This is a genomic window from Streptomyces hundungensis, from assembly GCF_003627815.1.
In the GTDB taxonomy this organism is placed as follows: Bacteria; Actinomycetota; Actinomycetes; order Streptomycetales; family Streptomycetaceae; genus Streptomyces; species Streptomyces hundungensis_A.
Genome location: NZ_CP032698.1, coordinates 78,742 through 102,959 on the forward strand (window position 1 = coordinate 78,742; position 24,218 = coordinate 102,959).

The 24,218-nt window shown below is 69.2% G+C and carries 19 protein-coding genes and 5 pseudogenes; 21 read left to right on the forward strand and 3 right to left on the reverse strand.

All coding sequences use genetic code 11. From position 1 onward, the window contains the following. Positions 1–544 precede the first annotated feature (544 nt). From DWB77_RS00380 to DWB77_RS00440, 13 genes are all read left to right on the forward strand, one after another. On the forward strand, positions 545–1,165 hold the full coding sequence (locus DWB77_RS00380) for a hypothetical protein (protein WP_120719366.1): 621 nt from the start codon (positions 545–547) through the stop codon (positions 1,163–1,165). A gap of 293 nt (positions 1,166–1,458) precedes the next feature. Further along, complete coding sequence (locus DWB77_RS38530; protein WP_246033320.1) at positions 1,459–2,022, forward strand: ATP/GTP-binding protein; 564 nt, start codon at positions 1,459–1,461, stop codon at positions 2,020–2,022. 25 nt (positions 2,023–2,047) lie between these two features. Continuing rightward, positions 2,048–2,755, forward strand: coding sequence for an SAF domain-containing protein (locus tag DWB77_RS00390; protein WP_162952293.1), 708 nt, complete (start codon positions 2,048–2,050; stop codon positions 2,753–2,755). Further along, positions 2,755–3,600: a hypothetical protein gene (locus tag DWB77_RS00395; protein WP_120719368.1), complete on the forward strand. Its 846-nt coding sequence runs from the start codon at positions 2,755–2,757 to the stop codon at positions 3,598–3,600. Before DWB77_RS00390 ends, DWB77_RS00395 begins: the two co-directional genes overlap by 1 nt. 115 nt (positions 3,601–3,715) lie before the next feature. Beyond that, positions 3,716–5,068: a CpaF family protein gene (locus DWB77_RS00400; RefSeq protein WP_162952294.1), complete on the forward strand. Its 1,353-nt coding sequence runs from the start codon at positions 3,716–3,718 to the stop codon at positions 5,066–5,068. Then, a complete protein-coding gene (locus DWB77_RS00405) occupies positions 5,065–5,976 on the forward strand; it encodes a type II secretion system F family protein (protein ID WP_120719370.1) in 912 nt (303 codons plus the stop codon). Before DWB77_RS00400 ends, DWB77_RS00405 begins: the two co-directional genes overlap by 4 nt. Next, positions 5,973–6,857: a hypothetical protein gene (locus DWB77_RS00410; protein ID WP_162952295.1), complete on the forward strand. Its 885-nt coding sequence runs from the start codon at positions 5,973–5,975 to the stop codon at positions 6,855–6,857. Before DWB77_RS00405 ends, DWB77_RS00410 begins: the two co-directional genes overlap by 4 nt. Before the next feature lie 53 nt (positions 6,858–6,910). Continuing rightward, a complete protein-coding gene (locus tag DWB77_RS00415) occupies positions 6,911–7,153 on the forward strand; it encodes a hypothetical protein (protein WP_120719372.1) in 243 nt (80 codons plus the stop codon). Beyond that, entirely contained in the window at positions 7,150–7,557 is a 408-nt protein-coding gene (locus DWB77_RS00420) for a pilus assembly protein (RefSeq protein WP_246033321.1), read from the forward strand. The genes DWB77_RS00415 and DWB77_RS00420 overlap by 4 nt, the downstream gene beginning before the upstream one ends. After that, entirely contained in the window at positions 7,557–8,003 is a 447-nt protein-coding gene (locus DWB77_RS00425) for a TadE/TadG family type IV pilus assembly protein (RefSeq protein WP_120719373.1), read from the forward strand. Before DWB77_RS00420 ends, DWB77_RS00425 begins: the two co-directional genes overlap by 1 nt. Positions 8,004–8,026: 23 nt before the next feature. Then, positions 8,027–8,449, forward strand: a complete 423-nt coding sequence (locus DWB77_RS00430) for a hypothetical protein (RefSeq protein WP_120727203.1) — start codon at positions 8,027–8,029, stop codon at positions 8,447–8,449. A 10-nt stretch (positions 8,450–8,459) separates the two neighbouring features. Further along, on the forward strand, positions 8,460–11,840 hold the full coding sequence (locus DWB77_RS00435; protein WP_120719374.1) for a LysM peptidoglycan-binding domain-containing protein: 3,381 nt from the start codon (positions 8,460–8,462) through the stop codon (positions 11,838–11,840). 576 nt (positions 11,841–12,416) lie between these two features. After that, the gene (locus tag DWB77_RS00440; RefSeq protein WP_120727205.1) at positions 12,417–13,148 is read left to right on the forward strand and encodes a prepilin peptidase; all 732 of its coding nucleotides are present in this window, start codon (positions 12,417–12,419) and stop codon (positions 13,146–13,148) included. A 190-nt stretch (positions 13,149–13,338) separates the two neighbouring features. Here the strand turns inward: DWB77_RS00440 and DWB77_RS00445 are convergent, their stop codons facing one another. After that, positions 13,339–13,572: a hypothetical protein gene (locus DWB77_RS00445; RefSeq protein WP_120719375.1), complete on the reverse strand. Its 234-nt coding sequence runs from the start codon at positions 13,570–13,572 to the stop codon at positions 13,339–13,341. A 128-nt stretch (positions 13,573–13,700) separates the two neighbouring features. On the opposite strand from DWB77_RS00445, the gene DWB77_RS37405 reads away from it, so the two are divergent. Beyond that, a complete protein-coding gene (locus DWB77_RS37405) occupies positions 13,701–13,934 on the forward strand; it encodes a hypothetical protein (protein WP_162952277.1) in 234 nt (77 codons plus the stop codon). A 17-nt stretch (positions 13,935–13,951) separates the two neighbouring features. Here the strand turns inward: DWB77_RS37405 and DWB77_RS39400 are convergent. Next, positions 13,952–14,047: pseudogene (locus DWB77_RS39400) on the reverse strand (AAA family ATPase); the annotation flags it as partial. A gap of 65 nt (positions 14,048–14,112) precedes the next feature. Between DWB77_RS39400 and DWB77_RS39505 the strand changes: the two are divergent. Continuing rightward, positions 14,113–15,179, forward strand: a protein-coding gene (locus DWB77_RS39505; protein WP_428985090.1) for an IS630 family transposase whose coding sequence is annotated in 2 segments (ribosomal slippage) — positions 14,113–14,556 and positions 14,559–15,179 — 1,065 coding nt in all. Because the reading frame shifts where the segments join, the coding sequence is not laid out codon by codon here. Positions 15,180–15,212: 33 nt separating this feature from the next. Here DWB77_RS39505 and DWB77_RS39405 read toward each other — a convergent pair. Next, positions 15,213–15,323: pseudogene (locus DWB77_RS39405) on the reverse strand (AAA family ATPase); the annotation flags it as partial. A 148-nt stretch (positions 15,324–15,471) separates the two neighbouring features. Here DWB77_RS39405 and DWB77_RS00470 point away from each other — a divergent pair. From DWB77_RS00470 to DWB77_RS00495, 6 genes and pseudogenes are all read left to right on the forward strand, one after another. Then, positions 15,472–15,909, forward strand: a pseudogene (locus DWB77_RS00470) (transposase family protein); the annotation flags it as partial. Between the two features lie 442 nt (positions 15,910–16,351). Then, positions 16,352–17,345 (forward strand): annotated as a pseudogene (locus tag DWB77_RS00475) (carboxyl transferase domain-containing protein). A gap of 192 nt (positions 17,346–17,537) precedes the next feature. Further along, positions 17,538–17,975: a carboxymuconolactone decarboxylase family protein gene (locus DWB77_RS00480; RefSeq protein WP_120719379.1), complete on the forward strand. Its 438-nt coding sequence runs from the start codon at positions 17,538–17,540 to the stop codon at positions 17,973–17,975. A 97-nt stretch (positions 17,976–18,072) separates the two neighbouring features. Beyond that, a complete protein-coding gene (locus tag DWB77_RS00485; RefSeq protein ID WP_120719380.1) occupies positions 18,073–19,389 on the forward strand; it encodes an acyltransferase domain-containing protein in 1,317 nt (438 codons plus the stop codon). Then, a pseudogene (locus tag DWB77_RS39510) lies at positions 19,386–19,751 on the forward strand (beta-ketoacyl synthase N-terminal-like domain-containing protein); the annotation flags it as partial. The gene DWB77_RS00485 and the pseudogene DWB77_RS39510, both read left to right, overlap by 4 nt. Before the next feature lie 26 nt (positions 19,752–19,777). Next, on the forward strand, positions 19,778–24,163 hold the full coding sequence (locus tag DWB77_RS00495; protein ID WP_246033322.1) for a beta-ketoacyl synthase N-terminal-like domain-containing protein: 4,386 nt from the start codon (positions 19,778–19,780) through the stop codon (positions 24,161–24,163). Positions 24,164–24,218: the final 55 nt, after the last annotated feature.

The window sequence follows — 24,218 nt, forward strand, 5'->3', positions numbered from 1 at the left end:
CGCGCCGGTCGCACCAAGGCCAGCAGAGGATTCCCCTCGACGCTGTCCCCACCAACGGCCCCGGCCCTGCCGACAGCGTCAACTCACAACCGCCCCTACCGCTCGATCGGGCCCAGGTTGGCCGAATCCTCTCCACGGGCAGACCCCGACAGCCTCCTGACGGGCGGCCAGCCCGCCGCTCCCGTCCCCTTCGTCAATTCCGCACCGCTCCGCTACTGACGTCCCTCGTGCCACAGAGCAGGGACTTGACGCATATGCATCGGATTCCACATGCGAATCCATCAGCACGGACAGTGAGATTCCCCCGTCACCCAGACGCCAGCCATTTCGGCCTGATCGTGCACGTCTGGAGCGCTACGACCTGCACCAGACTCAGGACGGATCCGGACGAAAGGCCCTCTGCTCCCTCCGCAAACCCCTTGCCTCATCTACGGAGCGTGGCGCTACGGTGCGTCTGCAGCAAAGCGAGAACAGCCTTCGCGAATGTGCGAGTGCGGGCCCACCAACGGAACCGGAACACGAAACGTCGCACGAGGAGGACCAGTTGACCACCAGCTCACACCACAATCGCCCACGCACGCTCATGTGCTGGCGCTACACCGTCGCCATCGCCGCCTCCCTTGCTGTTCTCTGCGCCTGCACCGACAAGAGCGACAACTCCGCTGACAGAAGCCCCGACCACAAGGCACCCTCCGCGGCCTCCCCGTCGCCGGCTCACCCGGCCAGCTCTCCGCCCCCGAACGCCGAGAAGTCGGCCGTCCTCGCGTCGTACAACGCGATGTGGGTGGAACAGATGAAGGCGTACCGCAAGGCCGACGCATCGGGCACCGACCTCGAGAAGTACGCGACACTTGATGCGTTAGCCAAGGTGCGGATCGACCTCGCCAAGATGAAGCAGCGAGGCACCGTGATCCGGGGGGCCATGGGGCACCAAGTCACCGTGACCAAACTGGACCTCAGTCCCAAAACTCCGACTGCAGCCATGACTGACTGCGTCGACCTGTCGAACTGGCAGACATGGGATACCAAGGCCAACAAGCCCATCCCCCTTCCAAGCGCTCAGCCCATGCGCTATCTCGCGCAGGTGAAAGCCGAACGGTGGGACGGCGGCAGGTGGATGATCACGGACTTCATTACGAAGGGCAGCCAGCCATGCGGCGGCTGACAACCACAGCGGCGATCTTTTTAGCCAGCAGCATTTTCCCCACGGCGGTCGCGCACGCCGACGGCGGACCAACTGTAGGCAATGACCCAGGATGCCAGGGCTCGGAGGCATGGGTCAGCGTGTGTGCCCGAGACAACAGCGACAGCCCCGGAACTGGTGGGCAGAAGCCAATAGCAGCCAGTTCAGAAGCTGCGAGCAGCAGCCCGCCTCCGTGTACCTACACCAAGCTGGCCCCGCAGCCCCCGGCGAACAACCTCGGCTGGGACGGGCACCAGCCCGGCGACAAGGGCGCGGTGTATCAGGTGTACTGCCCCGAGACCATGCGGATCGGGGTGGAATGGATCCCCGACGGCGGCCCGGCGGCGCCTCCCGTCGACCCCGAAGTCCTGGCCCACCGCGCCGTCGATTCGATGAAGCTGGTCGGTCCGGACATCGCCAGCCCGCAGGCGACGGGCAAATACGCGGTGGGGGTGCCGATGTGGCTGTGGGTGAACCAGGCCCCCACCACGTTCGGTCCGAACACGGCGACCGCCTCCGCAGGCGCGGTGACAGTCTCGGCGCGGGCCGAGGTCGCCGCCATCATCTGGAAGTTCGGTGACGGCACATCAGTGACCTGCCACGGCCCCGGCACTGCGTACCAGGCGTCATCCGGCATGAACCCGTCGCCGACGTGCGGTCACACCTTCGCGAAATCGTCGGCGGGTCAGGCAGGCCAGAAGTTCGCGCTGACAGCCACCGCGACGTGGCAGGTCAACTGGACGGTCACGGCCGGCGCCGTGGACGCGGGCCAGTTCACCGAGATCCGCCAGTCCCAGGCCCAGGTCGGGGTCGGGGAACTCCAGGCCGTCGGCAACTGAGCATGAGAGCGAAAGGCGTTACAGCGTGAGCAAGACGGCAGCGCCCGCCTCAGTGGCGGGTCAGATTCCGGCACAGCCTGGCCCGCCGTCCCTGCGGTGGCAGGCACGTCGCCGGCGTCCGGGGATGCTCGCCCTGGCCGCGGCGCTGATCGCGGCGGGCGCGGTGGGCAACTACTGGTACTGGACGCAGAACGGCCAGCGCACCCCGGTCCTGGTCATGGCCCGGGACGTGGCAGCGGGCACGGTGATCCAGGATGCGGACCTGGCGGAGGCGTCGGTAGCCCTGGATCCCGCGCTCAAGGCGATCGGGGCAGGGCAGCGGGCGGAGGTGGTCGGCAAGCGCGCCGCGTTCGAGTTGCTGCCCGGTGTGCTGCTCGCGCCGGGGCAGATCACCAGCCGCACGCTGGTGCGCCAGGATGAGCAGTTGGTCGGGTTGAACCTGAAGCCGGGGCAGTTACCGGATTCCCCGCTGAAGCCGGAGGACCAGGTCCAGGTCGTGTTCACCGGCGACAGCGGGGGCGCAGCACCGGGCAGGAATGGCAAGCCGGGTCAGGACAGTGGCCCTGCCACGGTGGATGCGCGGATCGTCCGCGTGGGCGCCAAGCAGGACAGCACGGGCCAGCAAGTGATCGACGTGGCCGTCAAGTCGGCCGGCGGACCGCGGCTGGCCGCTCAGGCCGCAGCCGGGACGGTGGCGCTTGCTGTGAAGGCGGCAACCGGGGCCGGTTCCTGATGGCGGTGATCGCTCTGGTGGGGGTGCCGGGCTCGCCCGGCGTGACGTCAACGGCGCTGGGCCTGCTGCGGATGTGGCCAGTGGAACACGGCCGGCGGGTGCTGCTGGCCGAGTGCTGCCCGGACGGCGGCGCCGTGCTGGCGGGGGCGTTGCAGAGCCGGCTAACAGCTGACCGCGGCCTGCACAACCTGGCCGCCTCCCGCCGCAGTGCCAGCTTGCAGGATGCTTTCTGGACCCAGCTCGTTCGGATTTCCGACGAGGAACGGCGTGATGACCCCGCCCGGATGCTGCTGCCCGGCTTGACCAGCCCCGCCGAGGCCGCTGGCCTCGCACCGGAATGGTGGGCCATCGCGGATCTGTTCGTCGGGATCGACCGGATCGAGCAGCACGGTCACGACGTGCTGCTCGACCTGGGGCGCAACGGGGCCTTCGGGCCGGCCCGGGTCCTGGCCCAGCGGGCTGACCTGGTCCTGCTGGTGATGCGCAGTACCTTGCGCAGCCTGCACATGGCCGCCGCACGGGCCAGGATGCTTGCCGCGCTGCTGGACGGGGAGGGCCGGCGCTCGGGGCGTCTGGGGGTCCTGCTTATTACTGAAGGGCCGTATGCGGCGCGGGAGGTGGAGGAGCACTTGCAGGTGCCGGTGGTGGCGAGTTTGCCGTTCCGGCCACAGGAGGCCGCCGTGCTGTCCGACGGCGCCGCGGAGGGCAAGCGGTTCCGGGAGAGCAAGCTGATGCGGGCCGTGCTGGACGCCTCGACGCCGATCCGGCAGCGGGTGGCCACCCAGCGCGCCCGCCTCGCCTCGCCCCTGCACCAGCGGATGGTGGGAGGCCTCGATGCACGCTGAACCGGTATACAACGGGGAGCCTTACCCCCCGAGCCCGCCCGCCCCTGCCGGACCGGCGTCACTGAGCGGCGTACTGGGGGGCGCGGCCACGGCGCGCATGGTGGGCCAAGGGGCAGTGCCGCAGGCGCGGATCGACTACCGGGCGGCGCAGGAGATCAAGCGGATCGTCGTCGAGCAGCTGCTGAAGGAGAAGAAGGCCACGCCGTCGCTGACCGGGGAGGTGGAGGAGCAGCGGGGTCGCGCTCTGATCAATGAGCAGGTGGCGATCTGGGCGGACGCGACCGGCCGCGGAGGCGGCTACTCCCCCTTCGAGGAGCGGGAGCTGGCCGGACTCGCCTTCGACATGTGTTTCCGGGCCGGGCGGCTGCAGCGCTACCTGGACGACGACCTGGTGGAGGACATCTGGATCGAGGGTCCGCACCGGGTCTTCCTCAAATACAGCGACGACGCGGAGCCGATGCAGGTCGCACCGGTCGCCGATTCCGAGGAGGAACTGCAGGAACTGGTCCGGGACTTGATCCGGGCCAGCGGGCAGAGCGGACGCACATTCTCCACATTCAGCCCGGAGGTCGAGCTGCGCCTCAAGGACGGCTCCCGGGTCCAGGCTCTGGGCCCGGAGGTGACCGGCGAGTTCACGCATGTCGCAATCCGCCGCCACCGTCTCAAGGACGCCGACCTGCCCACGATGGTCAGTCTGGGTGCGCTCGATGAGCAGATGGCCAACCTGCTGCGCGCTTGTGTCCGGGCGCGACGCAACATCATCTTCGCGGGGGAGCAGTCCTCGGGCAAGACGTCGATGCTGCGGGCGGTGTTGCGGGAGATTCCCGCAAGCGAGCGGTTCGGCACTTTGGAGACGACCTTCGAGCTGTGGACCCACAAGAACGGCTATCACCGGCATGTGGTGCCGATGGAGGCGAGAGCGTCCAACGGGGAGCGGGTGGATGGCCGGGCGGCGGGCGAGATCACGCTGCTGGACCTGCTGAGAAGCGCGAAGCGGATGTCGCTGACCCGGGTGGTGGTCGGGGAGGTCCGCGGTGAGGAGATCACCGCGATGATGCAGGCGATGACGTCGGACAGGCCCGGCAACATGTGCACGATCCACGCCTCCGAGCCCGAGGCGGTCTTCGACCGGATCGCGGAGCTGTATCTGCTGGCGCAGTCCAACTTCACGCCGGAACTGGCCTATCGCCAGATCGCTAACGGATTGCATTTCCTGGTGTTCTTGTCGGTCGATGAATCCGGGCCCGCGAAGCGGCGCTTTGTCTCGCACATCTGGGAGATCAAGCCCGTGGGTCCGGACGGCCGCCCGACCTACAACGAGATCTACCGGCCGGCCAGCGAGTGGGACCAGCGGGCGGTGCCCTATGCCGCGCTGTCGGTCCGCAACCGGCAGAAACTCGAGGCCGCGGGCCTGCGCACCGAACTCGTCGCGCAGCCGGCTGCCTGGCCGCATGAGGTGGGCGCATGATCACCGGATGGTGGTGGGCGCTGTCGGGGGCATTGCTCGGCGCCGGTCTGGTCGCCCTGACCGCCGGGCTGGTCGGAACGACCGCGCCCAAGGGCCCCGGGCTCCTGGCCAGTTGGCGCCACCGATCCCGGTCAGGGCCCGCGGCCCGCACAGCGGCCCGCCGCAAGGCTCTGTTCGGCGGAGCGATGGTGGCCGGGGTTGTGGTGTGGCTGGTGAGCGGGGTTTTCGTGGTCGCGTTGATCGCAGCCGCTGCGGTGGTGGGCGTGCCGTGGCTCACGGCCCCCGTGGCGGCGACCAAGGAGCAGATGGCCAAGCGGGACGCGCTTGCCGAGTGGACGCAGCGCTTGGCGGAGGTACTGCGTCTGGGTGTCGCGATTGAGCAGGCCCTGAAGACCAGCCGTCGTCATGCTCCCCAGGCGCTGGAGGGGGAGATTGAGGAGCTGGTCGACAAGGTGGATGCCGGGTGGCCGCTCGGTGAGGCGGTCGAGGACTTCGGGCGCGCCCTGGACGATCCGACCGCGGACAAGGTGTGTGCCGCACTCAAGCTGTCGGTCACCGACCCCGGGCCGGGGCTGGCGCAGGCGATGCAGGACATGTCCGCGTCCCTGCGGGAGGAGGTGAGTGCGCGCCAGAAGATCGAGGCGGAGCGGGAGAAGTCCCGCACCGTCGTGCGCACCCTCACCTTCATCACCCTGGCCCTGGTGCCGCTGGGCTTCACCGTCCCCCAGGTCACCCATGTCTTCACCACGCTGCTCGGCCAGTTGGTCCTGGGGCTGCTCTCGGCGGCGTTCGTCGCCGTGCTGGTGTGGTCGCGCAGCTACGCCTCCCGCGGCCGCACCGCCCGGGTCCTGGTTCCAGACGCGCGTAGCCCCGTGAAAGCACCTGCCTGGATGGAGGCCGCACAGTGACGACAACATCTGTCGTGGCGCTCTTGGGCTGCCTGATCGGCGCGGGCCTGGCCCTGGTGGTGCGGGAACTCGCCCCGGCTCCCCCCAAGTTGGGCCCGGCCCTCAGGCGCCTCAGCCCGCCCGCCCCCACGGCCGGGACCGCCCTGCCCGAACAGCGTGCGGACAACCTCGTGGGCGCGTGGCTGGTGGCCCGGATTCCGGCGCCGCTGCCCCGTGCCGACCTGAATCTGCTGAACCAGCCGGTCGAGCAGTTCCTCCTGAACAAGGTGCTCCTCGCCTTCGCCGGGCTGGTCCTGCCGTCCGTGCTGAGCGCGGCCTGGATCCTGCTCGGCATCACGCTGCCCCTGTTCGTGCCCGCAGCGGCCGGCATCGTGGCCGCTGTCGTCCTGTGGTTCGTGCCTGACCTCATGGTGCGCCGGGATGCCGGGCGGGCAAGGGAGGAGTTCACCCACGCCGTCACCGTCTACCTCGAACTGGTCGCTCTGCGTCTGGCCTCCAACATCGCCGTCGACCAGGCCCTGGAAGAAGCCGCGCGGGTCGGCAGCAGCTGGTCGTTCCTGCGCCTCCAAGAGGCCCTGCTGCGCGCCCGGATGGAGAAGACCTCGCCCTGGCAGGCCCTCGAAACCCTCGGCACCCAGCTGAGGATCCCTGTGCTGCGGGACGTCGCGGACTTCGCCCAGATGTCCGGCAGGGATGGCGCCTCCATCTACGCACCCGTCCGGGCCCGCGCCAAGAGCACCCGCGATGAGCAGCTGGCCATGGCCGTGGCCAGGGCGAACGCCGACAGCGAGAAGATGCACATCCCTGGCGCCGTGATGTGTGTCCTCATCATGTGCCTGCTCGGCTTCCCCGTGGTGCTGAAACTGTTCGCGCTGTCCTGACGCCAGGGCCTTCTCAGCCCGCCGATCCCCGTATTGCGTAAGGAGAACAAGCCGTGAAGGACACCTACATGAAGGCCGGCGTCACCCTGTCGCTGCTGACCGGCAAGATCCGCGCACACCTCAACGAAGCGTACGAGGAGATGAGTGAGCGCGGGGAGCGTGGCGACAACCCCGTCGTGACGGTCCTGTTGTGGGTTGCGGGTATCGGCATCGCCCTCAGCATCGCCGCCGCGCTGGTCGCGCTCGGCACCAAAGCGTCCACCAAGGTGGACAACGTGAACCTCGACGGCAAGTGAACGCGCCCCGCCTGCCCTGGGATTCGGACCGGGGCTCGAACCCGGTCCAGATGGCCGTCATCTACCCCTTCGTGATCATCCTGATCCTCATTCTGCTGCAGGGAATCATGTGGGCCTACGCCCGCAATGTCGCCTACAGCTCCGCCCGGGCCGGTGTGGCGGCCGGCCGGCTGTACGGGGCTACCCCCGGCGACGGGGCTGCCAAGGCGAAGCGGATGCTCGACGAGGCGGGCTCCAGCCTGCTCACCGACCGGAGCGTGTCCACTGAGGGCAGCACGCCCGAGCGGCTGCGGGTCCGCGTCGATGCGCAGGCTCTGTCGATGATTCCGGGCATATCGGGGATCCATGTCCAGGCCACCGTGTCCGGGCCCATCGAGCGGTGGACCACAGCGGGAGCACCCTGATGCCCCCTGCACACCGGCTGCGGCGCCCGGCCGATGACGGCAGCGTCGCCATCGAAGCCGCCATCATCGTCCCGGTCCTCATCGTCCTCGTGCTGCTGTTCGTCGCCGGCGCCCGCCTCTCCCTGGCCGGGCAGAAAACGGACGCCGCCGCCCAGGCCGCCGCCCGCGCCGCCTCGCTGGCGCGAACTCCCGCCACAGGAAGCGCCGATGCCAAGGCCGCGGCCGCCGACGCGCTGACCTCCAGCGGCCAGGTCTGCAGCCACACCGCCGTGGATGCCCAGGTGGCAGGGCTGGCTGTGCCGGTCGGGCAGGTGTCCACCGTGACAGTCACCGTGTCCTGCACCGTGCCGGTCGGCGACCTGGTCCTCATCGGCGGAGGTCCCGGCGTGCGCACCGTCCGCTCTACCTTCACTTCCATCGTCGACGCCTACCGGGGGCGCGGATGAACCCGACCCTCATCCGCCGCTTGATGACCAGAGCATCCCGGCGGGACGACCGCGGTTCCGTACCGGTCTTCGCTGCCCTGATCATCGGCCCCCTGCTGCTGCTGTGCGGACTCCTCACCATCGACGCGTTCGGCGTCCTGCGCGCCAAACAGCACGCCGACGACCTCTCGGTGGAAGCGGCGCGCGCCGCGCAGCAGGCCATCGACCCCGCCCAGGCGATCCCCGGCACAGCCTTCGTCGCCGATCCCGCCGGCGCCTTTGCCGCCGCCCGGGCCTACCTCGCCGAAACCGGGGTCACCGGCACCGTCCACGTCACTGACGCAGGGCGCACCGTGACGGTCACCGTCACCGGCCGCTACCACGCCGTGTTCTGGCCAAAGACGTTCACGGTGCACGCCACCAGCTCTGCCACGCTGCTCCACGGCATCACTCAACCGGACAGTTAAGGGACTGCTCATGGCCCTCCCCCGCCCCGCCTCCCGACTGCGTACGCTGTCCGCCGTCCTGCGCGCCCTGGCCGCGCTCCTGACGCTGGCCGCCCTGCTCGCGGGCCTGCCCTGGCTGCTGTGGCAGGCCACCGCCGCGCTGCTGCCCGGTGGTATGGACGCTCTGAGCCATCTGTTCACCCGTAGCGACACCACGAACGTGGCGCTGTTGTTCGTCGCGGCTATCGGCTGGACCGGCTGGCTCTCCTTTGTCGTCTCGCTGCTCGTAGAGATTCCGGCCCGGCTCAGCGGCCGCAGCGCGCCCCGGCTGCCGGGCCTGCGTCTGAGCCAGCGCGCCGCGGCCACGCTGGTGGGCAGCATCCTGGTGCTGCTGCCGACCGGGACCGCGCTGGCCGCCCCCGCCACCGCGCACGCCGTCACCGCAGCCCAGCTCCCCGTCCAGAACTTCCCCGCGGCCACTGCTCAGTTGGCCCAGCCGGCCACCTCTACAGCACCAGCCGCCGACACATCTCCGGCGCCCGCGGCCCAGCACACCTACACCGTGCGTGCGGTGCGTCCCGCGGAGAGCCTGTGGAGCATCGCCGAACACCTCACCGGCCACGGCGAGCTCTACACCACCATCGCCGCCGCGAACGAGGGCCGCACCATGGCCGACGGCACGACCTTCCGCACCAACTCCCCCATCCAGCCCGGCTGGATCCTCCAGCTCCCCGCCGGCCTGCCGCTGCTCAACCCCACACCCGTCCACGCCCAGCCCACGAGCACCACACCGGCCGCCAACACGCCAGCGAGCACGCCGCACCGTCACCTTGTCCGACCCGGCGACAGCCTCTGGACGATCGCCGAACGCGAGTACCACGACGGCGCCCGCTACCAGGAGATCTTCGACGCGAACCGGGACAAGCCCCAGCCCACCGGGGGCCGGCTGAGCGACCCCGACGAACTCGAAGTCGGCTGGAGTCTCGACATTCCCACACCCGCCGCACCCGCACCCGCACCCGCACCCGAGAGTCCGGGACACATCGCTGCGCCCACCCCAGGAATCCCCGCTCCGGGCCCGGCTGCGCCCCGCCCCGCCACACCCCACGACACTCCGCGAGCGCAGGGTTCTTCAGCCGCACCCGCCCCACCGACCGCCACACCCGCCCAGCCGGCCCCCTCCACGCCGGAACCCCCCACCGGCTCCGCCAACTCCGCCAGCCGTCCTCCCACCCCGGCCCCCTCCACAACCCCCTCCACCCCGGCCACGCCCACAACTCCCCCGGCTGTGCAGCCCAGCCCCTCCACACGCCAGCACATCCAGCTCACCACCGTGGCCGGGGCCTTCGCGCTCCTGGCCGCCGCCATCACCGGCGCCCTCACACTGCGCCGCATCCTCCAGCGCCGACGCCGCGCACCCGGCGAGACCATCGCCATCGCCGAGGAAACCACCCTGGCCGCAGCCCAACTGTCCGAAGCCGCCCACCCCACCCTCGCCGACGAACTCGACCTCGCCCTGCGCACCCTGGCCCACCACGCCCAGGCCGACAACCGGCCCCTCCCCGTGATCCGGGCCGCCCGGATCAGCGGCCAAGCCATCGAGGTTCTGCCGGGGGCCGCGGACACCGACGCGCAGCCTCCCTTCGTGGAAGGAAACGACAGCTGGTGGGTACTCCCCACCACAGCGGCACTGCTCAGCAGAGAGGAGGCCACATCCATCACGGCCCCCTACCCGCTGCTGACCACCATCGGCGCCACCGAGGACGACAGCGTCGTACTCCTCAACCTGGCCCACCCGCGCATTGTTCTCCTGGAGGGAGCCGCGGAGCAGATCCGGGAAGTGTGCATCTCCATCGCGCTGGAACTCGGCATGAGCCCCTGGGCCGCACACGTGGAGATCGTGACACTCGGGTTCGGTGACGAACTGCCACACCTGCTGCCCACCTCACGCATCGCCCACAAACGCGAGCCCGCCCACGCTGTACGCGACCTCGGCGACTGGATGCTCACCGCCTACCAACAACCCGAGGAAACCGCCCAGCCCTACCTCCTGCTGTGTGCGGCAGAACTCGACAGTGACACCGCCTGGCAGCTCGCCGAAGCCCTCGACAAAGCCGGCGGCCTCTCCGTCACCCTAGTCGCCCCCGCCGCGCAGACCAGCCAGCACTTCCCCGACGCCGAGATCCTCGACGCCTCAACATCCGCACTCCAGGACCTGGACACCCTCGGCCTCCCGCTCCGGCTGCAGCGCCTCGATGAGGCGGCCTTCCAGCAGATCGCGGGCCAACTCCGCATCTCCGGCCAGCCACCCCTCCCCGCAGAAGGCGCGTGGCAGAACGTGCCGGCCGAACCCGCCACCACACCCGCCACGGCCGCGCCTGCCGCGGCGGAGTCCCCCTGCGTTGTCCCAGACGCCGAGGACACCACGCAGGATCCTGCTCCCGCGAACCTCGGAGCGTTCCCAGCACTGGTGAGCGCCAGCACCGACCCCGCAGCCCTCCACCTCGCCCCCACCGGGCCCCCGCCCTCCAGTCCGCGACCCGCCGACGCCCCGGCCACCTCATCCACGGAGGCCGAGGCATCCGAACCGGCCCCCTGCACCAGGAATCCTGCGCCCACTGCACACGAGGAGACAGACAGAAGGGATCCGGCACAGACCCGCGATCTGCACGCCCCTGAAATCAGCGTCCTGGGGCCCGTCCACGTCCCCGGCCTCTCCAGCTCCGGCCACGGCCCGCGCACAGCCCAGCTCGCCGCCCTGCTGTTCTTCAAACCGGGCCGCAGCGCCGACACCCTGTGCGCCGACATGGACCCCCTCAACCCCTGGTCGAAGAAGACCCTCGACTCCCGCATCGGCGACCTGCGCCGCAGCTTCGGCGACGACCCCCACGGCACCCCCTACGTCCCCCGGCGCACCGCCCGAGAAGACCCCTACCGCCTCTCCCCCCACGTAAGGTGCGACTGGACCCGGTTCACGCAACTCGCCGAACAAGCCCTCGCAGGCGGGCCCGCCTACGTGCACGACCTGGAACGCGCCCTTCACCTGGTCCGCGGAAAGCCCTTCGGCGCCAGCCCCCCGCCCTGGGCCGAACCTCACCAGCAGGAAATGACCACCCGCATCATCGACATCGCCCACACCATCGCGATCTGGCGCATGACACCCGGCCCCCACCACGACCTCGCCGCCGCCCGCCAGGCCGTCGCCACAGGACTCGAGGTAGACGAAACAGCAGAGATCCTCTACCGCGACTGGCTACGCATCGAGCATGCCGCAGGAAACCGTCCCGGCCTGTTCACCATCTCCACCCGCGTCCAGCAGATCAGCCGCGACAACCGCATCCCCCTCGACCCCGAAACCGAACACCTCATCGACCACCTCCTCGGAGCAGGCCAGCGTGCACACGGCTTCTAGGACAACCGGGAACGTCCGGCGCCCACAGGCGGGCGCGCTGACGCCCGCCACCGAGCGTAGGCGTCAGCGCGCCGCGAGCCGGTACGCAACCCGACCGACCGGTGCGCAGCCCCCGGCAGCCAGGGGGCGCTGGGTGGACCAGGAGCTGCACGCTGCACCACCACGGCAAGGTCCGGGCATCGCCAGCGCGCACCGCACCGCACACGAACACGCACACGCCACTGGATCGGGCAGTGCCCGCTCATGTATGCGCCGTGCGCAGGCGCCGGCGCGCAGGGGGTGTTGGGTGGTCCAGGAGCTGCGTGCTGTACCACCACTCCAGGGTCCCGGCATCGATCGCGCGCACCGCACCGCACACGCATCCGCCACTGGATCGGGCAGTGCCCGCTCGCGTATGCGCCGTGCTGAAGCCGCTGCCGAGAGCCGGCACACGTGGCCAGCGGCCCACAGCCCCCACCCCAACGCCCCACCCCGGCCGGCCGCCGCCCACCAGGCCGACGCCGGCACAGCCAGCACTCTTCGCGCTGATGGCGCTGAGGGCGCTGATGGCGCTGTTGGCGGGGCCGGGCGGTGCGCATGCTCGTGACCCTCGCCTGCGCCTACGGTGCCCTGGCCGGGCTGCTTGTGCCGCGCGCCGTGTACAAACTGGCCGTACCGGCAGACGAGAGCTGGCGCTCGCGCTGCCCGGCCGGGCATCCAGCTCAGGCCTGGCTCGGACTCCCCCGCTGCAAGCACTGCGCCACCGAGCAAGCGCCCATGCTCCGCGCCCGGCGCTGGTACGGGCCCCCTGCTCCAGCCGTCGCTCTGATCACCATCCTGGGATGCGGTGCTCTGGCCCACAGAACGGGGCCCAGGCCCGAGCTGGCCGTCTGGCTGCTCCTCACACCGATCCTGGTCCTGCTCACCTGGATCGATGTCACCGTCCACCGCCTGCCCGACATCCTGACCCTCCCCCTCACCCCCGCCACCCTGCTCCTCCTCGGCGCCGCCGCTCTGTTCCCGAACACAGGCGGCTCCTGGCCGGCCGCACTCGGCGGTGCCCTCGCACTGGGCGGCGGCTACTTCACGCTCTTCCTGATCAGTCCCAGGAGTCTGGGATTCGGCGACGTCAAACTCGCCGCCGCACTCGGCGCCATACTCGGCTGGTACGGCTGGCGTGCACTGGCCCTCGGCGCCCTCGCCGGCCCGCTGATCGCCGCCGCCTACAGCCTGGGACTTATAGCGCTCCGCAAAGCCCACGCGCACACCGCGATCCCCTACGGACCCTTCCTCATCAGCGGCAGCGTGGTGGCAATCATCACGCGATGACCGTCCCGCCCCGCGGAAAGCACTGACCACACCCCCGGGGAAGGTACGGGAAGTGACGCCCCCACCACCACAACCCCACCCACCACACCACCGCCGCTGTGGAAAGGACTCCACGGAACAACCGAAGCAGCTTCGCCAGACGGGCACCAGCCCGAGCCCCCCTCCCGCCCCGCAGCGCACCACAGTCAGCTCAGGGCAGGGTGCCCGGGACGCGCCGCCAGCTCACGGCAGCGAGATCGCGGCGGATATACGCCAACAGCTCGGCCAGCACCGCCTCGTTCAACACCGGCGGCCGCACCCGCCACCCGATCACGGTCTCCCGGACCGTGTCACACACGCCGCGCACCTGCCCGGACAGCCGGCCGGACAACTCCCCCACACCGGACATCCGGCGGGGTGAGCGACTTTCGGCCAGCACATCCATGAGAGATCCTCTCTACTGCTCCTGTCTCTCTCATTAAGACAGCTGACGCTCGACAGCGCCAGAATGCTATGCAGATATTTTGCGGGCTATCACGCGGCCCCGATAGACGGATATCCTGGTTCTGTAAAGTGCTGAGCCGGTGGCGCTATACGGCAAAGGGGCTCGCCAGACAGCCCTACTACCGCTGGCTCGACAAGCCGGTGCCCGACGCCATGCTGGAGGAGGCGTATCGCGCGAACGCGCTGTTCGACGCGCACCCTGACGACCCAGAGTTCGGCTACCGCTTCCTGGCCGACGAAGCGCGCGGTGCCGGGGCCGTGATGGCGGACGAGTCGGCGTGGTGTCGCGTTCGATGGCTTTGAGGCGGTTCTTGAGCCGGTGGCTGCCGGGAGATCCGCAGGCCGGTGCGGAAGGGGCGGTCGTCACGGATGGCCAGTTCCTCGGACAGCACCAGGTCGAGGAAGTCGAGATAGCTACTGAGGTTGAACTCGTGGTGTCGTAGGGGCTGACTACTTGTCGCCCGTGCGGTATCACCGGGGCATGCGGTATCCACAAGGGGGCGGGCTGACGGCCGAACGGCAGCAGTTTCGCGAGGAGTTACGGCTCAAGGCGGCCGAGAGGTTCGCGCAGGGCGAGGCGAGCTCGGTGATCGCCAAGGACCTGAGGGTCAGCGTCCGCTCGGTGCAGCGATGGCGACAGCTGTGGGACGAGGGCGGTCCGCGGGCTCTGCGGTCACAGGGGCCGGCTTCACTGCCGAGGCTGAGTGAGAAGCAGTTCGCCCAGTTGGAGGCGGAGCTGGCCAAGGGGCCGGCCGCGCACGGCTGGGAGGATCAACGCTGGACTCTGAGCCGTGTGAAGACGGTGATCGGCAGGCGCTTCCACCTGACCTACACCGTCCAGGGCGTGCGCAAGCTGCTGGTGCGCAACGGCTGGTCCTGCCAGGTGCCGGCCCGCCGGGCGATTGAGCGGGACGACGAGGCGGTGGCCGGGTGGGTCAAGGAGGTGTGGCCCTGCGCGGAAGACTCGCGGCGGCCCGTGGAGCCTGGCTCGTCTTCGAGGACGAGGCCGGTTTCTCCATGACGCCGCCGCAGGCCAGGACCTGGTCGCAGCGCGGCCGGACTCCGGTGGTGCGGGTGCGGGGCCGATCCCGCAGACGGATATCCATCGCGGCGCTGACCTGCTACAAACCCGGACACCGGTCCCGGCTGATCTACCGGCCGCGCCGGGACGACGGCCGACGCGACGGACGCAAGAGCTTCTCCTGGCGCGACTACCGCGACCTGCTCATCGCAGCCCACCAGCAGCTCGGCGGCCCGATCGTGCTCGTCTGGGACAACCTCAACGTCCACAAGGCCGCCGGACTGCGGGAGTTCGCCGAAGCCCGGGACTGGCTGACCATCTACTACCTGCCGCCCTACGCGCCCGATCTCAACCCTGTCGAAGGGATCTGGTCCCTTCTGCGGCGCGGCTGGCTCTCCAACGTCGCCTTCAGCACCCCCGAACACCTCGTCCAGCGCATCCGACGCGGCTTACGGCACATCCAGTACCGCAGCGAGCTCATCGACGGCTGCCTCGCCGAGACCGGCCTGAGCATCAGACCCACCTGAGCAACGACACGACACCACGAGTTCAACCTCAGTAATCTTGGCCTCGTCCGCGCGGCGGGTGAACTCGTTGATGGTTTCCGCCAGATGGGGCAGGCCGAGTTTCCCGGCCGTGGTGCGGATGCGGTTGCCGGTCAGCTCGCTCACAAGGATTCCTCCGTGGCTGGATGGGTGGTGAAGGGGCGGGTTCCCGTCAGCTCGGCATAGACCGACAGCGGACGACGGCCGACCTCGACCTGGGTGGCCGCGGCCCGGCTCAACAGGGCCTGCAGCGGGCCGGCCTCCTCGCCCGGCGATCGACCGGATCGCCGCCGACACCCCGTACTACTCCGGGAAACACAAACGTCACGGCATGAACGTCCAAGTCCTCACCGATCCCTTCGGGCGGCTGCTGTGGGCCTCGCCCGCGCTGCCCGGTTCCACCCACGACCTGACCGCCGCCCGCACCCACGGCATCGTCAACGCACTGACCGAGGCCGGCCTCAAGTGCTGGGCCGACAAGGCATACCAGGGCGCAGGCGGCTCCATCCGGGTACCCTTCCGCGGCCGTCGTCTCAAACGGTGGCAGCGTCGGCACAACAGCACACACGCCAAGATCCGCTGCCTCGGAGAGCAGGCCATGGCCACCCTGAAGGGCTGGAGACTCCCACGGAAGCTCCGCTGCAGCACCAACCGCGTCACCGCGATCGTCCAGGCCGTTCTCGTCCTTCATCACACATCAGCGCGAGGTTGAAAAGGGCTCAGTATCCCTCTGACCTGCGGCCTGATCTGCTGGAGACGCCGCAAGAAGGTCAGATCATAGTCGCGTTACGAACTCTTACCGGGCTGATGTCGCCCCCCACACTCCTGGTGAACATGCGGCTCAATGACACGGATGAGGACTTGCAAGTCCGAGCTCTGGCGAATGCAGAGCAATACTTTCGGCCAACCTATCTGGCACGTGTTTCCCTAACTTGACTCCGTGGGTAGTTTGCCGATGTCGAACACATGCCGCAACTGCGCCCCCGCATAGGAAGCGGAAGCCGACCTTCGCCGCACTTCTCGACTGGATACGTTTCACCCCTCTCGGCATCTCATGAATAACATCTCCGCCACGCCACAAATTCTGGCTCTCACCGTCTACCACGAAGCATCCTTGCCCCTATGGTCGACTCCCCGCCCAGAAGTACGCGAAAATGAACGGCTGCTACCAGGGAGAAACATTGACCAGCGTTGCGCTGAAGACTCATCATCAGGTGCGTAATTCACCCCGTAGTCGAGTATCCAGGCTCGTTGGCCCAGCGATATTTTTGGAATTCGGGAAGACCGCACTCGCCATACCGCTCGACGGCGTGCGCGCCCGGCCCGCCAGAGACGAAGTGGTCACCGGGAACGGGCTGGTGGAAGGGCGCGCGACCGCCGTCTTTGCACAGGACAGCGGCGCGCTGGGGGGATCACTGGGAGAAATGCACGCCTTGAAGATCGCGCGGGTCCAGCAGCAGGCCCTACGGTCCCGCAGTACGCTGGTAGGACTCATCGACTCTGCGGGCGCCCGCATCCAAGAGGGCGTCGCGGCACTGGACGGATACGATGCCGTCTTCCGGCAGAATGTGCTGGCATCGAACCGAATACCGCAGATCAGCGTCATTCTCGGCGCCTGCGTCGGCGGCGCCGTTCACTCCCTCACTGACCGACCTCATCACCATGCAAGGCGGTCGCGGGCAGATGTTCCTCACCGGCCCGGCCGTGGTCAAGGCAGTCACGGGCGAGGATCTGAGCGGGGAGGAGATAGGCGGGGCACGGATGCACAGCCACCACTCCGGCCTCGCCCACCTGGTGGCCGATGGCGAGGACGGCGCGATCGGACTGGCCTGGTGTGTCCTGTCGTACCTGGCCAACTCATGCTGGCACGAACCGACATCGGCCCCCGCACGGGCGGCGGCGCGGATGCCTCATGTCCCCTCGGAGCAGCGCACCGTCTGCGACGTGCACGGTGTGGTGGACGGGGTCGTGGACGGCGGCTCCTTTATGGAACGGCAGCCGCATTTCGCCCTCAATCTCGCCTTCGGGTTTGCCCGTCTCGAGGGCAGATCTGCAGGGATCGTCACGAACCAGCCGTTGCGACTGTGTGGCGTGCTGGACGCAGCCGCGGGCGCAGCATCCGCACCGCTATTCTCGCTCGGTCGATGAATACCGTCGACGGATGAGGCTCTCAGCGCGCTGCTGAGAGCCTCATCCGTCGACGCCATCATCCAGCCTGACGAAACCCGGGCGGTATTCGTCGCCGCACTGCGAGGGACGGGACGCCCCTCTCCAGTCTCCCGCCATGACAATCCTCCGCAGTAATAAAGTCGTCCGCGCGCGAGAGGCCAGGTGATACCGATGAATCCGGACGGCCCCGCCAGGGAAACGTGTGAGGACTGCTCAGACGCGAAATACCGGCTCGGCCTGGAAACGGCGACCGAGCTGGCCGGGAACGAGGCCGTCCAGGCCTTCCTGGCAGATCTGCGGCCCGTCAGCCCGGCCGCCTCGCGCCTGGTCGTCGAGACAGTGTTCGGCTCCCTGCATCATCTTCCCGGCCTGGACCAGCGCGAACGGGCACTGGTGACACTCACGGCACTCGCCGTACTGGGGGACACCGGGAAGGAACTGATCATACACCTGGGAATCGCCCACCGGATCGGCGTGCCCCCCACCACAGTCGTCGCGGCGTTCACCCACCTCAGCGCGTATGCCGGCTTCCCCAGAACGCTGAATGCACTGGCCGTCGCCAAACGCTTCTACGCCGGCCAGGGAGTTCTTCCGCCGGAGGAGCAGTAGTTTGCATCCGGTTTCGCTGGACGTCCCCGCTCGCTGAGCGTCCTCACCCTAACGGCACTTCCCCCCATGAAGCATCCCTCCCACAAGAAGGTGTGTCATGAGTCCACGCGCTGCAGTGATGTTCCCCGGTCAGGGCGCCTACCTTCCCGGGGTGCTCGCCGAACGGGCCCGGCACTTCCCCAGGGCCGTCGACGTACTCGATACGATCGACGCGGTCGCAGCAGAGCACGGTCTCGAACCCGTGACGCCACTGGTCCTGGAACGGGACGCGACTCCGCTGGAAGACCTGCTGGCCAAGAACAGCGACCAGCTGGATCTGGCGATCTACGCCGTCAACGCGACGGCCTTCGAAATCCTCAGCGGACTCGGGCTGCAGGCCGATGTGTTGGTCGGTCATAGCTTCGGGGAATTCGCCGCCCTCTCAGCGTCGGGCGCGGTTTCCGTAGCCGACGTCGCACACATGGCGTGCACCCGTACCGCAGCCTTCCACCGGGCCGATCCTGCCGAGGGCGGACTGCTGGCCCTGGACATACCCGCCTGGCGCGCCAAGCACCTCGTGGGCCTCCTGGACGACCCCGGACTCCACCTGGCCATTGACAACGGGCCGGGTCAGACGGTTGTGTCCGGGCACCTGGCCGCCCTCGAAGCGGCGGAGGAGGTCGCAGTGAAGCTGGGATTCCGGGCCACCCGGTTACGGGCCCGCTACGCGTTCCACAATCCGCTGCTCCACGGCGCTGCGGATATCTTCCGCGGTGCGACGGCCGACGTGCCACTGGCCAAACCCCGCACGCCGGTCTTCTCCCCCGTGCTCAGCCGTTACGTGCGCACGGTCGACGACGTCCGTGAGGTGATCGGACAGAACATGGTGGCACCCGTGCACTTCTACGACGCGCTGCTCCTCCTGTTCCGGACGGGCACCTCTGTATTTGTCGAGGCCGGCGCCCGCCAGGCACTCACCGGCATCGTCCGGTCCTCACTGCCCTCCGCCGCCCTCGCGACACCGCTCCTGCCCAGCCGGGGCGACATCGACGGCATCATCACCTCACTCACCGAGGCGGGATTTCAGGTGAGTTGGAGGCGAACCGCCACGGGCCCTGTCCCCGATGTCACGTCGGACTCCGAGGCGGTTCCGGAAGCCCGGCCGACGGCCTCCGGGCAGGAAACACTGCCCGGTCGCGACGGCGTACTCGTCGAACTGGCCGAGCTGTACGCACAAGACCTCGGGTTCCCTGTCGAGATGCTGACGCCGGACATAGACCTCGAGGCCGACCTTGGCGTGGACTCCGCCAAACAGCTCGCACTATTTCAGCGGGTGCGCACCCAGTACGGACTGGCGGAGCCACCCGCAGAGCGAAGGGTCCGCGCGACCACGCTGGACAAGATCGCCGAACTTGTGGAGGAGCAGCGTCGATGACCTCCCACGGAGCGGATGAGCTGATCGCCGTGGTGGGCATGGGCGTCGCGGTCCCCGGAGCATGCAGTCCTGCCGAGCTCTGGCGCACGGTCAACGGTGTGCGCGACGTCTTCAGCGAGCCCGGCGACCGATACGACCTCGACCGGTTCTGGTCACAGGACCCGCAGGAGACGGACCGTACCTACGCCCGCCGGGCCGGCTACCTGCACGACTTCCGTCCCCACCCCACCCTGGCCGCGGCGGAGAGGGACAACCTCGCACGGAGCGGCGACCAGGCGGCACGCTGGCTGCGCCACTCCGTCCTCCAAGCGCGGACGGGCGTCGCTGTCCGCCGCGGCTACCGGTGCGGGGCGTACGTGGGGGCATGGCCGGGGGGAGCCAGAGTCTCGTGGGGTCGGTCCTGGTGGAACTCCTCTCCCGGTCCGCGCCGGGGGGCGCCCTCAACGAGCGGGTACGTGCGGCGCTGCTGGAGCACTACCCGCACGCGCTCGTGCTTGACGAGGCCGCCACGCCCGATGCCGTGGTGCGAAACGCATTCATGGGGCTTACCGAGCGGGTAGTGGAGTCACTGGTGGTCGACACTGCGTGCGCCTCCTCTCTGTACGCCGTGGACCTGGGCAGCAAAGCCCTGCTGGCGGGCGAGTGCGAGATCGCGTACTGCGGCGGCGTGAATGTCGTGGACCCGACCATGGCGGTCATGTTCGCCAAACTGAACGGCCTTTCCCCTCAGAGCCGCGTCCGCGCCTTCACCGGGGCCTCGGACGGAACGCTGTTCAGCGACGGCGCTGGACTGGTGGCATTGAAGACGCTCCGCCGGGCCGAGGAGGACGGTGACGAGATTCTCGGGGTGCTGATCGGCTTCGGCGGGGCAGCGGATGGCCGCGGGAAGTCCATCTCTGCGCCCAATCCCGCCGGGCAGCGTCGCGCCGTACAGCGCGCCCGGTCAGTCAGCGGTGTCACGGCCGACCAGGTCGACTGGGTCGTGGCCCACGGCACCGGCACCCCCGCCGGGGACGGCGTCGAGTCTCAAGTGCTCGCGGAACTCGGCCCGGCTGCCGGCCAGTGGACCAGCAGCAATAAACCTGTTTTCGGCCACACCGGCTGGACCGCCGGCGTGCTGTCCCTCATACACGCGCTCCTCGGCCTGCGCCACGGATGGATCCCCGGCCAACTAGGCGCCGAGGCGCCCGAAAGCCGGGTCAGCGGCGCGAACATCAGGGTCCCGGGCCAGGCCGTACGCTTCGCGCCCCGGCCGGACCGGCGCCGCACCGTGGGGGTCTCGGCGTTCGGCTTCGGAGGCACCAACGCACATCTGCTGGTTGCGGACCGCACTGACAGCGCGAGCCTGCGCTCCGAACTCCCAGCGCGCCCGGACTCCTGCGATCTCGTGCTCGTCGCCTGGTCGGCACACCTGCCCGGCGACCCCTCCCATGCTTCGGTGCGGGAGTGGCTGCGCGGGGCGGGATCAGAGCCGGGAGCGGAGTTTCCCCATCCCTATCCCTCTCCACCGCCTGCCGACGTACGGCTGTCCGCCCGTACCATCCCGGTCGTCGATGCCTGTCAGCTGATGGCTCTGCAGGCTACGGCGCGCTTCGCGGCGGAGCACGGCGAGCTGTGGGCGGACATCCGGGAAACCACCGGAGTGATCGCCGCGCACACCGGTATGCCACGCGCGCTGGTCGCGACGGCGGTACGCTGCTACGCCGACGACGTGGCCACGGTACTCGGCCGACACCATAGCGACCCCGACTTCCGGCATGTACTGCGGCAGTTGGAGAAGACCCGGCAACGGTTCCCAGCCACGACGGAGGATTCACAGGCCGGCGTGCTGCCCAATGTCATCGCTTCCCGCATCGCTGCCCGCTACGACCTGCACGGCCCGTCCATGGCTGTCGACGCGGGTTTGGACAGCACACTCAGCGCCCTGCGCGTGGCACGTCACTACCTCAGCACCGGCGAGCTGGACCTGGCCCTGGTCGTCGCCGTCAACGGCAACCGGAGTCCGGAGAACGTGGCCCTCGCGGGCATCGGCTCCGCGCCGGCGGGCGAGGGGGCGTTCCTGCTGGCCCTGACCACGCAGGGCAACGCCAAGGCACGCGCTCTGCCAGTACTGGCCAAGCTGTCGTTCGGAACGCACCACCAGGAACAGGTGCCTGCGCGCCCGGACCGGAACTACCTCGCGGCCCACCACGCCGTCCTCCTGTTGCGAGCGGTGGAGAGCCAGACCCTGCCCCTTCGGATCTTCCCCCATCACACCGGCAACGCGGTGCTGGTGTCCCCGGCGCACGAGGAGACCGTGCAGCAGGGAGGACAGCAGGAAGCGCAGGCCTTGGAGCGCCTGACTCGCCGCTACCGTAAGCGGCTCGTGGTCAAACCGACACCCCGCCCGGGTGAATGCAGCAGCGGAGGAGCCCCCTGCTTGCCCAGGCGGGGCGTGGTGCTGCTGGCATCCGCTGCGGCCGGTGATCTGATCCGCGCGGACCTCCGGATCAGTGACTCGCTCGTCCTGGAGGTGCCCGGTGATGGGCAGCTCTCCCCGGTAGAGGCCGACCGGATACTTTCGGCGGTCGACACCGCTGCACCGCACCTCACGGTGATCGGAGATCTGGACGCCATCAGCGTGCAGCGCGCGCTGGCCCTCCACGACGCGGTCTTCCTCATCACCCAGCGCCTGTGGTCCCGCTGGCAACCGGAAAGCACCCTGGCGGTCCTGCTGGGCAGGGCACCGGGCGACCGTCGTGCCCACCCGGTGGTTGCGCTCTTCAGCGGATTCGTCAAGAGCCTGCGCTGGGAACGAACCGGCACCGTCGCTCTGACACTCACGTCGGACGAACCCGTCACTTCCGCGCTCCTCGCCCGCCTGGCACAGGAACGTACCGCCCGCCCGTCGCCGCCCCCGGCCCTGGCCTACCTGCAGGGAAGGCGCTGGGTCGAAGCCCTGCACCCGGCACCGCTTCCGGAGTCGAGCCCAGCGATGGATCTCCCCGTGGACGACGGATCCGTCGGCGTGATCACCGGCGGGGCAGGGGAAATCGTGCAGGAACTGCTCGAGACCCTGGCCGGGCACGCGCGCCCCTCGCTGTGGTTGTTGGGCCGTACCCCTGCCCGGCCGTTGCCCCCGGAGCTCGGTGGTCTCGCCAGCGGACAGGACACCGCGGCGCGCGCCCATCTCATACGTCATCTGCGGTCTGAGCAGGTCGAGTTATCCCTGTCGGCCTTGGTGGACCGTGCCGACACCATGCTGAAACAGCACAAGACGCATCTCACGCTCCAGGCCCTTCGGGCGCGGTTCGGTGAGGACCGGGTGCGGTACATCGTCTGTGACATCCGGGAGCAGGACGCGGTGCGGTCGGCGATCGCCCAGGTACTGCGCGCGGAGAAGCAGGTGGACTTCGTCATCCACGCCGCCGGCCAGGTCTCCTCCACCATGCTGGCGAAGAAGCATCTGGAGGCATTCCGCGCCGCACGGGACACCAAGGTCCTAGGCCATCTCCATCTCAAGGCGGCGCTGGGTGAACGTCAGCCGTCCCTCTGGTGCAATATCGGCTCCTACTCCGGCGCCGCGGGCTCTCCCGGTGACACCGACTACGCCTCGGGCAACGCCTACCTGGACGCGGCGGCCGAGACCGTCTCCGGCTCCAGGGAAATCACCATCGGCTTCACGATGTGGCGGCAGGCTGGCATGGGATCAGGCGCCCTGTTCCAGGAACACGTGGCCCGACAAGGCCAGTTCACCCCGATCTCCACCGCCGAGGGCAGCGCCCAGTTCCTGGAGGAGCTCGCAAACGCACCTCGGTCGGACGGCAGTTCGACGTACCTGGGGCGCACCGAACGGGACCGGCTGCAAAGCCACTCCCCCGGCCTCGTGCACGACAAGCTGCCCGTACACCCGGCGGACCGGCAATGGCCAGCGTGGCGGACTCCCGGAGCCGGCGCAGACAGCGGTGAATGGGCCCACCAGGTGCGCCCGGAGGACGAACCCCACCTCTACGATCACCTCGTCAGTGGGAAGCCGACCGTGCCCGCGACCTTCATCCTCGACATCGCCGCCCAGGCCGCTGAGGCGCTGGTACCCGGTACCTTCGTCAGTGGCTTCCGCGACGCACGTTTCGACACCTTCATCCGCCCGTTCAATCGCCGACAGCCTTCTCCCCTGCGCATCAGGGCCCATCTGTGTCATCGGGCGGACGGTCGGAACCGCAGCGCTGTCGTAGTGAGCATCCACTCCGACATCCTCGGGCCGGACGGCCTGATGCGCCAGGGAGCACTGCGCCACTTCCGTACCGAGGTGCTGCTGTCCCACACCGCCCAGCCCGCCCCCACGTACCAAGAACCCACGGCCGGCACTGCCGGCGAACCTACCGAGGACCCGTACGCCCTGCCCGGAGCCTGCGTCTCACTGCGCGGGCCCTTCCGGAACCTCTCACACTGCTTCGTGGACGGTTTCACCGCCCGTGGCACCTGGACCCCCCGGCTCGCCGGCTACCCGGGTCTGCACACCATGACGACACCGGCACTGCTCATGTGCGCCGCCCTGCGGACCTCCGCCCTACGCCTCGGGAACAACGAGTACCGCCGAACACTGTTCGTTCCGCGCGCCATGGCCCGAGCCGAGCTGTACACGCACGGCGCGAACGACCACGACCTGCTGCTGCGTCATGGACATGAGCTGCTGGTGTCCCGGGACGCAGAGGGCACGTACCGGGCCGTGACCCCTACGGGCCAGGTGCTCCTGCAGATGTCCGGCGTGGAACTGGTGGAGATGGCGGCGTGACCATGCCGGAGCGGGCGGCGGGACCCGACACGACGACCGGCGCGTCCCAACAGCG